The 15,756-nt window shown below is 63.3% G+C and carries 8 protein-coding genes and 1 tRNA gene; 3 read left to right on the top strand and 6 right to left on the bottom strand.

The features are described from left to right. Window positions 1-56 precede the first annotated feature (56 nt). Window positions 57-133: transfer RNA gene (locus tag A3M7_RS0108190), tRNA-Arg, on the top strand. An 80-nt stretch (window positions 134-213) separates the two neighbouring features. Here A3M7_RS0108190 and A3M7_RS0108185 read toward each other — a convergent pair. Beyond that, complete coding sequence (locus tag A3M7_RS0108185; RefSeq protein ID WP_027543497.1) at window positions 214-2,817, bottom strand: EAL domain-containing protein; 2,604 nt, start codon at window positions 2,815-2,817, stop codon at window positions 214-216. Between the two features lie 262 nt (window positions 2,818-3,079). Between A3M7_RS0108185 and A3M7_RS0108180 the strand changes: the two genes are divergently transcribed. Further along, window positions 3,080-3,883 (top strand): PstS family phosphate ABC transporter substrate-binding protein, encoded by an 804-nt coding sequence (locus A3M7_RS0108180; RefSeq protein ID WP_027543496.1) that lies wholly within the window; start codon window positions 3,080-3,082, stop codon window positions 3,881-3,883. 47 nt (window positions 3,884-3,930) lie between these two features. Here the strand turns inward: A3M7_RS0108180 and A3M7_RS0108175 are convergent, their stop codons facing one another. The 3 genes from A3M7_RS0108175 to A3M7_RS43795 form a co-directional block, all read right to left on the bottom strand. Then, a complete protein-coding gene (locus A3M7_RS0108175) occupies window positions 3,931-4,941 on the bottom strand; it encodes a 2Fe-2S iron-sulfur cluster-binding protein (protein WP_027543495.1) in 1,011 nt (336 codons plus the stop codon). A 96-nt stretch (window positions 4,942-5,037) separates the two neighbouring features. Further along, window positions 5,038-6,780, bottom strand: a complete 1,743-nt coding sequence (locus A3M7_RS0108170; RefSeq protein ID WP_027543494.1) for an ethylbenzene dehydrogenase-related protein — start codon at window positions 6,778-6,780, stop codon at window positions 5,038-5,040. A gap of 590 nt (window positions 6,781-7,370) precedes the next feature. After that, entirely contained in the window at window positions 7,371-9,254 is a 1,884-nt protein-coding gene (locus A3M7_RS43795) for a DUF6719 family protein (RefSeq protein WP_049823256.1), read from the bottom strand. A 252-nt stretch (window positions 9,255-9,506) separates the two neighbouring features. Here A3M7_RS43795 and A3M7_RS0108155 point away from each other — a divergent pair, with 252 nt between their 5' ends. Then, on the top strand, window positions 9,507-10,409 hold the full coding sequence (locus A3M7_RS0108155) for a hypothetical protein (protein WP_027543492.1): 903 nt from the start codon (window positions 9,507-9,509) through the stop codon (window positions 10,407-10,409). A gap of 176 nt (window positions 10,410-10,585) precedes the next feature. Here A3M7_RS0108155 and A3M7_RS0108150 read toward each other — a convergent pair whose 3' ends face one another. Both A3M7_RS0108150 and A3M7_RS0108145 read right to left on the bottom strand, forming a co-directional pair. Further along, complete coding sequence (locus tag A3M7_RS0108150) at window positions 10,586-10,906, bottom strand: hypothetical protein (RefSeq protein ID WP_027543491.1); 321 nt, start codon at window positions 10,904-10,906, stop codon at window positions 10,586-10,588. Window positions 10,907-10,919: 13 nt separating this feature from the next. Further along, the gene (locus tag A3M7_RS0108145) at window positions 10,920-15,746 is read right to left on the bottom strand and encodes an NAD-glutamate dehydrogenase (RefSeq protein ID WP_027543490.1); all 4,827 of its coding nucleotides are present in this window, start codon (window positions 15,744-15,746) and stop codon (window positions 10,920-10,922) included. Window positions 15,747-15,756 lie beyond the last annotated feature (10 nt).

Below are 15,756 nucleotides of genomic sequence, written 5' to 3'. Positions count from 1 at the left end.
CGGCGCTGTCCGGAGGCTGCGTGCGGGCCCCGCCCGCAAACGCTGTTCGCGAAAACGCGCCCGTAGCTCAGCTGGATAGAGCATCAGACTACGAATCTGAGGGTCGGACGTTCGAATCGTTCCGGGCGCGCCATTTTCCACCATTCAGTACAAAACCGCGAACTGTCGCAGAGCTCCCGTCTGGGATCGGTGGCCGGTGTCGTCGCCGACGCCTCAGCGGATCATGGTCTTCCGCTCCGCTCCGTCTCGCCTGGGCACCACTTCGGCCGCCGAAGCCAAACGGCGCGGCTGGAGCAGGACGGCGAACTCTTCGAGCGGTAGCGGCGGAGAAAAAAGATAACCTTGCGCCATGGTCGCGCCGTTTTCGGCCGCGAACCGAAGGTCTTCGGCCGTTTCAACACCTTCTACGACCGTTTCGAACCCCAATTCGTCCGCAAGTCCGAGCGCCAGGCGAAGGATCGTCTGCTTTTCGCGGTCTTCCGCGACACCCGCCACGAGCGTGCGATCGAGCTTCACGGCGTCGAAGGGGAGCCTCGCCATCGTCGAAAGATTCGAATAGCCGGCTCCGAAATCGTCCATTGCGAAGCGTATGCCCAATTGCCTGAGCAGGCTTATTCTCTCGCGCACGACGTCAGGATTGCGCATCGCGACCGACTCTGTGATCTCGATCTCGAGCTTGGGCGGCGGGAAGTCGGCCTCGCGAACGGTCGTGATGATATCCCTGATGAACAGCGGGTCTTCGATTTCCGTCGCCGCGACATTTACGGCGAGCACGAGGTTCGAGCCGGCCCGGATCAAGCCCCCGATTTCGGCGAGCGCGCGCCTGAGCACGAAGCGGTCGATCTCCATGATGAGGCCGATCTCTTCCGCGATCTTGATGAAGCGCTGAGGAGGAATGTCGCCCTCCTTCGGGTGATGCCAGCGCGCCAGCGCCTCCACCCCTAGGATGCGGCCATCCGTGCAGGACACCTTGGGCTGGTAATGGACGACGAGCTCTTCATTGCGGATCGCCAGGGCGAGGTCGGTTTCGAGCGCATGGCGGGCACGCGCGACCTCTGCGAGATCCGGAGTGAAGAACGCGTAGGTATTGCGTCCCGAGCTCTTCGCGACGTACATCGCAAGGTCGGCACGGATCAGGAGATCGTCATAGGTTGTGCCGTGGGTGGGCCAGATCGCAATGCCGATGCTGACGCCGATGGTCGCATGGTTGCTCTGGAGCTTGAAGGAAACCTGCAGCGTCTCGATCATCTCGCGGGCACTGAGGCTCGCGGCCTCGATCGTCTTCACCCCGGCGATGATGGCGACGAACTCGTCGCCCCCGACCCGGGCGAGCAGATATTTGCCGGCAGCGCCCTTGGACGTCAGCAAATTGCTCAAGCGCTCGGCCACCATCCTGAGCAGCTCGTCGCCAGCCTTGTGCCCGAAAGTGTCGTTGATGGATTTGAAGCCATCCAGGTCGAGGAAGAACAGCGCTCCGCCCTCTTCCGCGCCGATGAGCGCCGGCGCATCGATGCGCATCTTCTCCCGATTGGGAATGCGGCTCACCGTGTCGTAGAAAGCGAGCTGACGGATTCTTCGAGTGCTGGCCCGCAAATGCGTCAGCATTCGCTCGAATGCGAGGCCGAGGCCGCGGACCTCGCCGATGCCCGTTGCGCGGAATTGAACGTCAAGATCGCCACCTGCGATTTCCTGGGCGGTCTTGGCGAGCGCTGAAAGTCCTTTCGTGAGGTGCCTCACGGCGGCCAATAGCGCGACGACCAAGGCACCGAGCGCCAGCGCCGCGGATGCCAGGAACTGCCACATCAGCGAACGCGTATGGGATGCGCCGATCTGGAACATCTGATCGCGTGTCGTCGTCACCAGCGATGCGCTCGCGAACGTACACACCTTGAGCGTCGCCTCGTAATCGACACAGCGCGCGACGTAGTTGCCGTCATCCGAGCGCTGCAGCCCGGCCAAACGCGTCCCGGCGCCGCTGAATCTCACCCCTTCAGGCCCCGCGGAAGACACGATCTCGTTGTCACCCGTGATGATGACCACGCCGGCATTGGCTAGCGAAGTGAAGTTCTCGAGAGTCCGTTCCGTGCGGCCGAGCGGTCGGACGGCGGCAAGCGCGCCGATGAGGTCGCCGAAGTCGTCGAACACGGGCTCGATCGCGGTGTGCGCTATGGTGTGGCGCTGCGGCAGGCCGAGCGCTGACAATTCACGCAATTTGAGCTCATAGGTGCCTTCCTCACCCCGCGGGTGCGAGCGGCTATTGTCCTTGAGGATCGCGTTGAGGCTGACAGAGAGAGCGGTACCCTCGAACGCCCGGTTCAGCGCGAGGAGGTCGAGGGGCGTATTGGCGCCGATCACGCGACCGGTTCCGTCGAAGGCGATCAGCCTTTCGAAGCCGGAGGTCGAAGCAACGACGCTGAGCAGCTCGCGGATAGTCACATCGTTGTTCGAGGCGACCGCCTTGGCGACATCGGCGCGCTGAGTGATCTGACGCAGGCCAGATGCGGTTTCTGCGCCCAGGACCTCGATTCGCGCTCGCGCCAACTGCGCCTCGCCGTCGAGGCGATGAGCGAGCTGGTCTTCCGAGAGTTCGCCCAGTGCCGCAGCCTGATGCCTCAGTTGCTGCTGCAGGCGTAGCACCGTCAAGCCACCGATGACGCCGAGCCCGAGGACGCCGGTCGCGAGCACGACGGCAACAAGGCGCATGGCGATAGACGAGGGGAAACCCGGAATCCCGGACAGAACGGCCCAGCGACGCCAGCGGGGCGGCGCCCTCGATGCCTCTGCCATATCCGGGTCAGTCGCCACCACCGCCAGCACCTTGAGCTTACGGGGGCCGGCCAATGTCGCTCATTGGGGCCCCTTCCAGGCGCCAACCTTAGGCGAGTGAAATACCCAAAATCGTCAATTTGATCGTCTATTTGTGGCCGGTTAATTAGCAAATGGTTTTTCTTAACCATCAGATTTTGTGCTTTTTACTTTCTGTCCGCCACAGATGACTCCAAAAGGCACGGCGTTGCGACAACAGATGGTTTAGGTTTCTTTGCCAGATTGCGCACCTCGTCGTTCGAAGGGGTTTGCCATGGCATTTTCGAGGATAACGGCGGTAATCTTGGGCCTCTGCCTTGCGGGGGTGAATGCCGCTAGCGCCGAAACACGCAGGCTCGACATCGTCGGGACCGGAGACGGCATCGATGTCCTGCGCGTCGTCGCCGCGAGCTTCATGCAGCAGGAGGGATCGGCACGGATCGAGGTCCCGCCGAGCATCGGTTCTGGCGGAGGCATCGCGGCCGTGGGGTCCGGCAAGGCGATCCTAGGGCGCATCGCACGCCGCCTGACCGACGCCGAAGCGGCTTCCGGCATCGTCTACAAGGCGATCGCCCGCCTGCCCTCGGCTTTCATCGTCCATCCCGGCTGTGGAGTGAGTGCCGTCACAAGCGATCAGCTCGTTGCGATCTATTCGGGCCGACTCGCGAATTGGAAGGAGCTGGGCGGCACCGATATGCGCATCCGCGTCGTCCGGCGCGAGGACCAGGACAGCACTCTCACCGTGCTACGGGCCAGCATGCCCGGCTGGCATGATCTCGAGATCACCGAGAAATCGAAGACGGCGACGACCACACAGGAAGCGATCGAGACGGTTCGCGATGTTCAAGGCGCGATCGGCTTCGGCCCCTTCTCGCGGCCATTGGAACAAGGGCTCACCGTGCTTCGCGTGGACGGCCACTACCCGACCGACGCGGATTATCCCTCGAGTGTGGTGCTGGCGCTGATCTATTTAAGCACGTTGCAGGATCCGGACGCCTTGGCCTTTCTACGCTTTGCCGATACGCAGAAGGCGGCCGACGTCATCACCAGCCTCGGGAGTCTGCCCGTCAAGCCGTGAGCCGCCGGGGCTCGCCGGCCGCCGGCGCCGCTGAGCACGGCATCGGCTCACAGACCGGGGCGATGAGGCTGCTCCCGGCTTCGCCATAGACGGGTGACCTTGTCCACCAGCGATGAGGTTTGAGAGCTCGGCAGGAAAGGATCGGCGTAGCATTGTGCATTGGCCGAGCGCGCCTTGTTCTTCACGATATCGACGAGACCAGCGGGGCCGGCGACGTAGACCGTATCCTCCAGCCCGAGCAGGGGCAGGTAGTGCGATGGGCGCCCGGGCCTGATCGGCAGGGTAGATCCGACCTCCGTCGCCGCAATGACGTCGCGGACACCGTCGTCGATCAGCCACTGCAGCGAGGGAAGCATATAGAGGTTATCGGCATCCCGGCTGCCGGCGACGACCACCATCTCGCGGTTGCGCTGGGTCGAGCGCGCCGAGCGGGCCAGCGCCCAGATCGGGGCCCAGCCTGCTCCGCCGGCGACCAGCACTAGCGGCCCCTGGCCCTGTCGTAGATAGGCTTGTCCGAAGGGGCCTTGCACATGCGCCGCATGGCCGGGCCTGATGGCCTTGCCGAACTGCCCCGACACGGTGCCGTCATGCAGGCGCCGGATGTGGAAGACGAGTTCGACTTGCTTGAAGGAACCATCGAGTCTGAAGGTCGGGCTGAACTCGCGCGCAGGATAGCCGGAAAACTTGACGCGCACATATTGGCCCGGCCGAAACTCGAGCGGCGCCGAGGTCGTCAGCACGACTTCGGCGATCTCTGGCGAGAGCTCGTTGATCTCGGTTACGGCGCACGCCCGCTTCATCGGTAGCGGCAATTCTTCGAATTCGATCTCCGCATCGCCTGCGACCGCGGCCTGGCAGGCGAGCACAGTGCGGCCATGACCCGAGCCGCCGTCATCGACCGAGCCCGAAACGACCGTCACCCGACAGCTCTGACATTGTCCCGATCTGCAGTCGTGTGGAATGAGGATCGAGCCGCCGAGCGCCGCGTCGATCAGGCTTTCGCCGGCGCGAGCTTCGACGGGCTTGCCGTTGAGGACGAGCCGACAATGCGTCTTCATCGCGAGCCCTCTGGGCGCCACGAATTTCTGCGAGCAGGCCGCTGCTCGCCGCGCCGTAGTGGCCTCCGGTCGAGCACGTCGCCCCCCATGAGACGCCTAGTCCTGCGTGAGGACACGCACCGGGCGGTTATGGCTCGCATGCCGCGTCTGTGCATGGTCGAAGACAGCGACCCACATGTAGAGATCGCGGGCTGGCACGAAGGCTTTGTCATATCTGCCATCGCTTTTCATGTTGCGCGTCAGCTCGAGCGTCCAATGTCCGTTGCTCCATCTTGAAACCCCAGTGACATTGGCCCGCTCTCCCTCGGTGTCGCCGGCAATAATCACGCCAGGCAGGGTCGTGCCAACGGGAATCCTCGCGTCGGCCTCTGGAGTGTAGGGTTCGCTCTCCCAGTCGAACATGTACCAGCGGCCGTTCTCGTCGTCGCTGCTGTCGGGATTAAGATCGAATTTGCTGAGGGCGGCGACCTGCGCCTTCCAGTCCTTGGGAAGCCGCAGAACCGTGACGGGCCCCTTGTCGTTCCTGCGGATGAACTTGAAATTATACGAATAAAGAGTGCGACCAGGCTTGTTCCAATAGCCGCCCTGGTAGCGGGCATCGTAATTTTGCTCGTCCAGGGTCGGGGCGTAGGGCGGGCCGATATATTGGCTGTCGACACGCCCGAGCATGCCCCCGCGCGACGCCTTCCACTGCCACATGTCTATGTAGCTGCCATCCGTCGTGTAGTGGAAGCCCCGGCCGTTGATCGGCATCGGTTTGCCGGGCAGCGGGTTGGTGCCGAGATCCGTCGCGCCTGCGCCGCCGAGCGATGGATTATCCGAGAAAATGACCGCAAGTTTATCCTCGTAGAAGTCGACGGCGTCTTGCAGGCCCGCACGCTCGTCGAGGACGTGCCAGCCATCCTCTTTCTTGATGATCGGAATGCGGCGCAGGGAGCGCGTGGGATCTTCCCAGCGGAAGGCGAAATAGATCTTCTGCCCGTCGTGCAGGGCGCGCACCTCCACGAGCGATTCGCCCGATCCGCCGAGATTGGCACCCTGCTGCGTGCGGATGAAGACGGGGCGCGCGCGCGACCAGGCGGGATCGCCCATGGCGCCGTCCAGCTTGGGCGCGTCGCTCACCCGCGCGACGACGAGCGTATCGCGCGTCACCCAGTCGAGCCCGGCGACGCCGCACGCGACTGCCACCCCGATTGCAGCGGCGACGAGAAGAGGCCTCGGCCGCAGGGCCTTCGTGATCGCGAGCGGGGCCGGCCGAAACACGCGGAAAATCTGCAGCCAGCCGCCATAGAGATAATGCGCGGCGACATGCGCGAAGATATAGGCGAGCGCGACATAGGCGGCGGTCGAGTGGAGATAAGCCCACCAGCCGCCATAGCCGAGATACATCATGACGCCCGTCGCCGTGAGGAAGATCACGAGCGCATAGACGAACCAGTGCAGGATGACGTTGACGGCCCCCCACTTGAGGCGAGCCGGAGCGCGCATCGCGAGGATCCGCGTCTTCTTGGGGCTGTTGCGCTCGACGAGGCCGCTCCGCGCGAGGTAGGCGACGTAGGCCGACCCGCAGAAGAAGACGGCGAGTCCCGCGAGGAAATGCCAGGAGAAGATCTCGCCCTGCGGCAGGACGGGAGCGAGCCATTTCGAGAAGGGGGCGTGCAGCGCGTCCGCTGCGATGCGTATGCCGGTAACGAGGCTTACGACGAACGCGAGCGCGGTCGCCCAATGGAGCGTTATCGTCCCGACATCCGTGCGTGGCGGGCCTTCGTGAGGCTTCGTTTGAGCGAGGCTTCTCTCGGTCAAGGCGTCGGCGTTGGTTCGAGCGGTGTCATTTTTCATCGCATAAAGCTTACCCACGGTAAACCGGCAGAGCCACAGCGTCCGCTTTTCGCTCTTCCGAGAAAAGCGGACAGCTGCGATCAAGCTACCTTCGCGATATCATAAGCAAGTTATCAAGTCTGGCGAGATTGCTCGTTTCGCGACAATTCGTCCCCAGTCGGCCGTCCTTTGGACATTCGAGAAGGCGCGAGCGTCACGAGGTTTATCGGGCCCGCCGAACGGCCGCTTTGCGTAGACGACCCGCTCCGCTTGCGCAGTGGCGCCAGAGAGGCCGCGAAGCATTGGGGATTTGGCGAGATGGGCGTGGTCGCCGAAGAAGCTAAGGCGGCCGGATCCCAGTCAAAGCGGTCGGCCAAGGAGCCGCCCTTGGAGCATACGCCGTTGGGGGGCGTAGGTAGCCTTCAGTGAGCCGACCCTCCCAGCGGCTTGAATTTATATAACAATTTCAAATATATATGAGTCCTCGGTTTTGTTCTGAAGGGCGCGCCAGTTTCCGAATGGCTTGCGCATAGACTTCCGCCGATCGACACTTTCGTGTCGCTTTGGAGAAGAATCCACGATGCAGCTCGGGTGATGTGCCTGCAGCAACGCTAGTTCGTCGCGATACATCGCTTTTGACGACGGACCCCGTGAGCCTGTGATCCTCCGATCAGTTCGAGGACTTGTCCTCGCGGGCAGGCGCTGCTTTGGACGATGATTCGCTGGCCGGTCGGAATTGATCCATCGGGCGGCTCACCCGGCAATCGGCGATTGGGAGAAAATTCGGTCGGCGGCAGAGACCTCTGCGGCTTCGAACTTCCCGCTGATGATTCGTCCGGAGCTCTCGAAGATATGTTCTTCCTGGGACGCGCACAGTTTCCGTCATCCTGCAGCTCGAGGCCGCTCTTGCAGGTGATCTTCGTGCAAGCGTCTCCCTCTGCCCGGTAACCATGGTCACAGACAAGCGGGCATACCCTCGGCGCACGAGCCTTGATCGCATCGATGGTGTCGATGGATACGGCCTGCACGTCGAATTCGGTACCGGCATACTTATTGAACAGACTCAGCGAACGGCGCGACGATGCATTCCAGTCGCCATCCGCGGCAGTCGTCAAACATCCGACGCGGCGCAGCTCCAGCTGAGCGAGCTTCGCCATTTCTTGCGGCGACAGACTGGGTTGCGAGACCGTCGGCTGGACGGCGGCAATCTTCTGAGCGGCTTCATCAGCCGACTTCTTATCGGCAGCCTGCTTTACGGCCTGCTCCGCCGCAGCCTTTTCACTCGCAAGTCTGTCAGCGAGCGCCTTCTCCGCCGCTTGCTTTTCGGCTAGCGCCTTGACCACGGCGGCCTCCGCTTCTTTCCTTCGTTGCTCGGCCGCTTCTGCCTTTGCTTCCTCGATCTGCTTGGCCTTTTCCGCCGCAAGACGGTGCTCCTCGGCAGACTTGGCTGCGGCAGCTGCCCTGTCCTGATCGGCCTTCTTCGCACGCTCTGCGACCAACCTGGCTTTCTCCTCGTCGGCCTGCCGAGCCTTTTCTGCAGCCGCCGCGCGTGCCTCCTCGGCAGCGATCTTGTTCAGTTGGCCTTTGGCCAAATTGGCGTAAAACCCCTCCGGATATTGCGCGAGAAAAGCAGTCCAGCCATCCCTTGTACCGAGCTGCAATGAGAATTCGTAATCCTTGCGGACTGTTTCCAGCGGACTCGCCTGCGGGCCAGCTGCGACCGGCTTGGCCGGCACAAGCGTAACGTCATTGCCACCGAGCGAGCCATAGACATAAGGCTCCTGCTTGAAGCTCGTGTTCTTCAACACATCGTCACGGACAAACCCAAACGCCTTGCGCAGATCAAGGCCGGGCTTCGTTAGATGATCGGCGAGGGCCGAAGCAAACGGGCTGTTCTTCGAGTCGCCGTCCGACGCTGTCGATCCAGCCTTGGCCGCAAAGGCGATCATCGTGTTCGCGCTGTTTGGCTCAACCTTTGCCAGCCCCCGTCCAATCGCGCGCGAGGACAGCGTGCGCTTCATCGTTTTGGCGAAGGGATTATCGCGACAAGCATCCAGAATGACGAGACGAAGCTGCTTGGCAGGTTCGATCGTTACCAACACCCGATCCAGAGGAAAGGCTTCGTCATATACATCGGTATCGGTCTCGAGAACCGCGTCCGTGGGAATCAGGTAGTTGCTGCCGTCGACCTCGAGGCCATGGCCGGCATAGTAAACCACGGCCATCTCGGCATCGCGCGTTTTCGTGCCAAACTCGCGCAGCGCCCTGCGCATCTCGGCAGTATTAAGATCGAGCTTGACGTCCACCACATCGAAACCGGCAGTCTGGAACATCTTGCCGATCAGACCTGCATCGTTGATCGGGTTGCCGAGCCGCGGAACGGTCTTATAGGCGGAGTTGCCGATAACGAGGGCGACGCGCTTTTGGGCGAGCGCCGGTTCACACCCAAGCCAGGCAAAGAAAATGATTATGGAAAAGATGCGAAGTACGCCCATCACAACCCCAAATCACTATGTGACCAGAGTATTCGCAGAATGGACAAACGCAACTGCCATTCTGTGACTTGCATCACTCTCATAGAGATGGGGTAAATGAGTGGACCCCTAGACTCCTGCTTAACAGCATGATCTCACCCCACCGGCCGACTGCCCATTTCCGCTCATGGTCCACCAAGATAGGGTGCACGGCGAACGAATAGTGCCCATCTTCATCGAGCGCGGCGTGCCATTTCGGTAGTAAGTTGTCCCATGCGTCCAATCGATCGTCTGTTCTCCTGCCTCGTCCTGTTTCTTGCAATCGCAGCCGTCCCGGTCCTTCCCGCGCGCGCGGCCGAAACCTGCCCGTTCATCAGCGCCCAGGAGCTCGCCAGCGCGATGCCGGCGCTCAAATGGTCGCTGATTTCAAATCAGGACGGCCGCGGCTGCATCTACCAGGCCGGCCGCGGCGACACGATGATGTTGAGCGTGTTCCGCAATCCCGACAAGGACCGCGCCAGGGAATTGTATGCGACCTTCGTCAAGACGCTCGGCGAGCGCATGCCGCTGAACGCGGTGTCCGGGATCGGCGACGAAGGCCAGGGCGGAACGAGCGCCGCCGGCGCGCAGCGCCAGGAGGCCTCGGTCGTCGCCTTGTCCGGTGATTACATCCTGCAGATCAGCGTCTATCCGATCGGCCGGCGTGCCGACGATGCGCTGCTCGGACCGATCACCGAAGCAGCGCGCGTTGCCATCGGGAAGGTGAGCAAGAGCAGCGAGCGGTTCGGCAATTGCGAGTGGCTCACGGCCGCGGATGCCGACGGCTTTCTCGACAAGGGCACGCTGACGGTCCAGCGGACCGGCGCGGGCAGCTGCATGATGTTCGATCGCGAGGCCAACACCATGACCGTCGCGGTGATCGCGATTTCGCGCGACACCGTCATCAGCATGATGAAGCGCACGGGCCCGTGCCAACACGTGGCGATACCCGAGCTCGGCAGTGAAGCGTTCGGCGAGCATTCCTGCACCAAGGGCAACGGCAACGCCGTCAACATCTATGTCTGGAAGAACGGCAGGCAGGCTTCGATCCTGTTCGCGCCGGACAAGCCGCATCCTGAGTCCGGCTCGGTTGAGCGCCTGAAGGCGGTCGCCGGGCGAGTCTATGGAAAACTGTAACGGCGCCGCGTGACAGCGCCGGTGCACCCGCCCGTGGCTCTGCTGGATAGAGCGTCAGACTACGCACAGTGGCACAGCGAAACAATAGTACCCATCTTCATCGACCGTGGTGCGCCATTTCCGCTTCGTTTGCGATGCCGCCAATCAATGGTGGCCTTTGCTGTGCTTCCCGTGGCTTACGGGATGCTTGCCACGACGTTGGGCCGGTTCTGCTTGAGCCAGGCGACGGCCTCAGGTCCATCGACGACGCACTCGAAGGTTTCCCAGGTTGGATCCTCCAGGGATTCCGATTGCAGCCGCTTTGCCGCATACTCGACGAGGTCGTGCAAGCCTTCGTATCCTCGTCGGTGCTCGAGGGACTCTGCGATCGCCGTGCTGGTCCATCCTCGTTGGGCCAAATCGATGATGCTCGGAGCAGCAGCCTCGTTGAACCACGGTGTGGCATCGAACTCGATACAGCGGACATTGTCGGCGGTATGGCAAGTGGCGTGAATCATTGGATTCCTCCCTCTAGGCTTTGACCAGATCCCCCAGCAAGTTCGCGGCCACCATGAGCTTGGCGAGCGTCAGGCCACCGGCGGCTATCTCCTCGACCGCGCGGCGGATGCGCGTCGCCTCGGGATGAGCCGCAAGCCAGGTCTCTACAGCCTGCTGACCGGATTGGCCGGTTGCCAGCATATCTGCGGTCAGGCGTCTTTCGGCTGCCGCGATCAGTTCGACGGCGCGGTCGATGGCCAGGCGTTCGAAATGATCGCTGGTCGGCACGCTGCGCGCGCCGGCGACGATGCGGTCGAGGCGGAAATTGGCCTCAGTGGCAAAGAACGTCGCAGTGGCATCGCGGATGCTGCGGCTGGTGCGCTCGGCGACCGTCACGATATCAGGCGCCGAGACCAGCGCGTCGAGGTCCGCCAATTCGCCGGCGAGGCCGGTCGGGACGCCGGCATCGCTCAACTCCTGCCGGCGCTTGCCGCGCGCGGCATGCAGGTCCGGTGGCAGGGCGTCGTCGAGGGAGGCTGCGATCTCGCGGACGGCCGGGCCAAACCGGGCGTTGATCGCGCTCAGCCCGTCCTTGAAATCGACATTGCGCACATACCAGACCATGCGGGAGAGCAGGAGATCCTGGATCGCCGCGTAGAGGCTGAGCTGCAACTGCCCGTCGATACGCGTGTCGAGCGCGTCGATCGCGTCATTGAGCCGCCTGAGCTCGTAGATCGCGTCCACCGCCACCTGCGCCATGACGATGGTCGAGATATCGGCGTCGGTCTCGTCGGTCAGGCGCACGATGCAGGCCGGGCCCCCGCGGTTGATCACGGCATTGACGAGACTGGTCGCGATGATCTCGCGTCGGAGGCGATGGAGTTCGACCGCGGTCGGGAATTTGTCGAGGATCTCGCGCGGAAAATACAGGGACAGTCTGCGAGCGAGATAAGGATCATCCGGCACGCCGGTGAGGAGCAGGTCTTCGTAGAGTGTCAGCTTGGCGTAGGCGAGCAATACGGCAAGCTCCGGCCGTGTCAGGGCCTGGCCGCGCCTCGTGCGCTCGACGATCGCTGCATCGTCGGGCAGGAATTCCACGGCGCGGCTGAGCAGGTGACGCTGCTCGAGCGACTGCATCAGGCGGGTGAGGAAGCCGGTCTCGGCCACGCCCTTGCGTTCGGCAAGCGAGAGTGCCAGCGTCTGGAGGTAGTTGTTGCGCAGCACCAGCGTGCCGACTTCGTCGGTCATCGCGGCGAGCAGGGTGTTGCGGTCAGCCGGGCTGAGACGTCCCTCGCGCTCGGGACGCGCCAATGCAATCTTGATGTTGACCTCGACGTCGGAGGTATTCACGCCCGCCGAATTGTCGATCGCGTCGGTGTTGAGCTTGACGCCCCCCTGCGCCGCTTCGATGCGGCCGCGCTGGGTGACGCCGAGATTGGCGCCTTCGCCGATCACCCTGGCGCGAACCTCGGTCCCGGTGATGCGGATCGGATCATTGGCGCGGTCGCCGGCCTGATCGTCGCTCTCCGCCGACGCCCGGATGTAGGTGCCGATGCCGCCGAACCACAGCAAGTCCGCGCGCGCCTTCAGGATCGCCGTCATCACCTCGAACGGCGTGGCCTGCTCCTTGTCGAGATCGAGCAGTGCGCGCACTTCCGGTGCGAGCGGTATAGCCTTGAGCGAGCGCGAGAACACGCCGCCGCCCTGCGAGATCAGCGTCTTGTTGTAGTCCTGCCAGCTCGATCGCGGCAGGTCGAACAGGCGCTTGCGTTCGGCGAAGCTGCTCGCCGGATCAGGCGAGGGATCGATGAAGATGTCGCGGTGATCGAATGCCGCGACGAGCTTCGTCGCCGGCGAGAGCAGCATGCCGTTGCCGAAGACGTCGCCGGACATGTCGCCGACGCCGACCACGGTGAAAGGCATGGTCTGAATGTCGGTGCCGAGCTCGCGGAAGTGGCGCTTGACCGCCTCCCAGGCGCCGCGCGCCGTGATCCCCATCTTCTTGTGGTCGTAGCCCTGGCTGCCGCCGGAGGCGAAGGCATCGCCGAGCCAATGGTGCTTCTCGGCCGAAATCGCGTTGGCGACGTCGGAGAAGGTGGCGGTGCCCTTGTCGGCGGCGACGACCAGATACGGATCGTCGCCATCATGCCGCACGGTCAGGTCGGGCGGCACGACGACGTCGCCGTCGAGATTGTCGGTGAGTTCGAGCAGCGAGCGAACGAAGATGCGATAGGCTTCGGTACCCTCCGCGAGCCACGCCTCGCGATCGGAGGGCGGCGGCAGGCGCTTGGGCACGAAGCCGCCCTTGGCGCCGACCGGCACGATCACGGCGTTCTTGACCTGCTGCGCTTTCACCAGGCCGAGGATCTCGGTGCGGAAATCCTGCGGCCGATCGGACCAGCGCAAGCCACCGCGCGCAACCTTGCCGAAGCGCAGGTGAATGCCTTCGACGCGGGGTGAATAGACGAAAATCTCATAGAGTGGTCGCGGAGCGGGCAGGTCATCGATCTTGCGCGCGTCGAACTTGAAGGAGATCACCGGACGCGGATGTCCGTCCTCGCCGACCTGCCACAAATTGGTGCGGATGGTCGACTGCACCAGATTGGTGAAACGGCGCAGGATGCGGTCTTCATCGAGCGAGGCGACGGATTTGAGCTGCTCCTCGATCTCGGCAAGCAGAGTTGTCTCGCGCGCCGAACGCTCGCGATCGGTAAGGACGAGGCGCGGATCGCGGCGGGCCTGGAACAGCGCGACGAGGTTGGCTGTGATCGCGGCGTTCTTGCGCAGAGTCAGCCACATATAGTCCTGGCTGAACGGCGCGCGGATCTGGTGCAGATAGCGGGATAGCGCCCGGATGGTCGAGACTTCCCGCCAGCCCAGGGCCGTGCGCAGGATCAGGGCGTTGTATCCGTCGGATTCGGCGCGATCGCCGACCACTGCCATGATCGAGGCTTCCAGGCGATGGCTGAATTCCCGGCTGATCTCGATTGGCCGGCCATCGCTGGTTTCGATCGTCATGTCGTGCAGCCAGACAGGCTCGGGCCTGTTACCGGGCACGATCTGATAGGTGCGTTCGTCGACCACGCGCAGGCCGTGATTTTCAATCACCGGTACGCGATAGGACAGCGACAACGGTGCCGCGTCCGAAAACACCTTCAGGCCGAAGCGCCTGGGATCATCCTCGCCCTTGTCGCGGTGGACCGAGATCGTCACCGGGCGGGCTGGGGTCAGCCTTTCGATGGTCGCGATATCGGCGATCGCCTGTTCCGCCGTGGACACCTCGGTATAGCCGCCGGTAAAGGCCTGGGCATAGCGATTGGCGAGCATGCGCGCCCGCATGCCATCGGTCGACGCAGCCAGCGCGGCCTTCAGCTTGTCGGCCCACGTCGCGGCAATGGCGCTGATCCCGGCTTCCAGCGTGGCGCGCTCGACGGCGGGAGTCTTACCTTCGTAGCGGCCGATGATGTAGTGGACGCGCGCCAATGCTCCTTCGGGGAAGGACACGTAGGAGGCCGACAGCGTCCCCTTGTAGATCTGCGCCAGGAAGGCGCCGACGCGCGTGCGCACGTCGGTGTCGTATTTGTCGCGCGGAATGAAGACGAGGATGGAGACGAAGCGATCGAACTTGTCGACCCGGGCCAGCGCCCGGACGCGGGGGCGCTCATACAGGATCAAGATCTCCATGACGAAATTGAAGAGAGTGTCGACGTCGACCTGGAAGAGCTCGTCGCGCGGATAGTCCTCGAGCATATGCATCAAGGCCTTGCCCGAATGGCTGTTCGGGTCGAAGCCGGCGCGCTGGAGCACCCGTGTCACCTTGTGGCGGATATAGGGGATCTGTCGTGCCGAGCGCGTATAAGCGCCCGAGGTGAACAGGCCGACGACACGCAATTCGCCCTCGAGCCGGCCGTCGGGCGCGTAGAGCTTGATGCCGACATAGTCCATCCGGATGCGGCGATGAACACGGCTGCTCACATTGGCCTTGATGACGATCAGCAGGGTCGGCTCGCGCATGAACTCGCGAATTTCCGGCGTCATCACCACCATTTCGTTGCCGCGGCGCAGGACCTTCGCATCGGGATCGCGGAGGATGCCGAGGCCTTCGGCGGTCGTGATGTCATCCGACACGTCGCTCTCGGGCGAGAAGCGATATTCGCGCACGCCGAGAAAGGTGAAATTGTCCGCGCACAGCCATTGCAGGAACTGGTTGGCCTCGGCGACCTCGTCGATCGGCAGCGGCGGCGGATTGGACGAGAAAGTCTTGATCGCGTCCTCGACCCGGTCGCGCATGGCACGCCAGTCGACGACGCAGGCGCGCACGTCGCCGAGCGTCCTGGTGAGGCCGTCAATCAGCCTGTCGCGGTCAGCGTCGGCGTCCAGGCGGGTGATGTGGAGGTGAATCAGGCTTTCGCGCGCGCCCTTTGATCCCTCCGGGAGGGCTTCGCCGTAGAAGTGCAGCAGCTTGCCCTGGTCATCGCGCTCCACCGCGATGATGGGGTGAGCGACGAGGGTGACTTCGATGCCCTGCTCGGCGATTTCAGCCATGGTGGAATCGAACAGGAAGGGCATGTTGTCGTTGAGGATTTCGAGCACGGAGATCTCGCGCCCATCCGGCATCATCGGATTGACGATGCGGATATCGGCACGACCGGCCGTGCGCCGCTGCACGTGCTCCCAGGCCTGCTCCGCCAGGAGGGCAAGCGAGGAGGCATCGTAGTTGGCGAGATCCTCGCTATTGGTGTAGCCGAACAGAAGCTCGGCAAAGGTCCGGGGGGCCTTGCCCGGCTGCACGCTTTCCGCCGCGTCGTGGATCAGAGTTGCCCGGGCCTTGTCGTCGCGCCATGCCATAGCGTCCTCCATATCCCGGCCG

Source organism: Bradyrhizobium sp. WSM2254, assembly GCF_000472645.1.
GTDB classification, from domain to species: domain Bacteria; phylum Pseudomonadota; class Alphaproteobacteria; order Rhizobiales; family Xanthobacteraceae; genus Bradyrhizobium; species Bradyrhizobium niftali.
This window is presented reverse-complemented; position numbering and strand designations above follow the sequence as displayed.

Bases quoted from the DNA above. Each gene is read 5' to 3' on its own strand.
- A3M7_RS0108180 (WP_027543496.1), top strand. From the start codon at position 3,080: ATGGCATTTTCGAGGATAACGGCGGTAATCTTGGGCCTCTGCCTTGCG.
- A3M7_RS0108175 (WP_027543495.1), bottom strand. From the start codon at position 4,941: ATGAAGACGCATTGTCGGCTCGTCCTCAACGGCAAGCCCGTCGAAGCT.
- A3M7_RS0108170 (WP_027543494.1), bottom strand. From the start codon at position 6,780: ATGAAAAATGACACCGCTCGAACCAACGCCGACGCCTTGACCGAGAGA.
- A3M7_RS43795 (WP_049823256.1), bottom strand. From the start codon at position 9,254: ATGGGCGTACTTCGCATCTTTTCCATAATCATTTTCTTTGCCTGGCTT.
- A3M7_RS0108155 (WP_027543492.1), top strand. From the start codon at position 9,507: ATGCGTCCAATCGATCGTCTGTTCTCCTGCCTCGTCCTGTTTCTTGCA.
- A3M7_RS0108150 (WP_027543491.1), bottom strand. From the start codon at position 10,906: ATGATTCACGCCACTTGCCATACCGCCGACAATGTCCGCTGTATCGAG.
- A3M7_RS0108145 (WP_027543490.1), bottom strand. From the start codon at position 15,746: ATGGAGGACGCTATGGCATGGCGCGACGACAAGGCCCGGGCAACTCTG.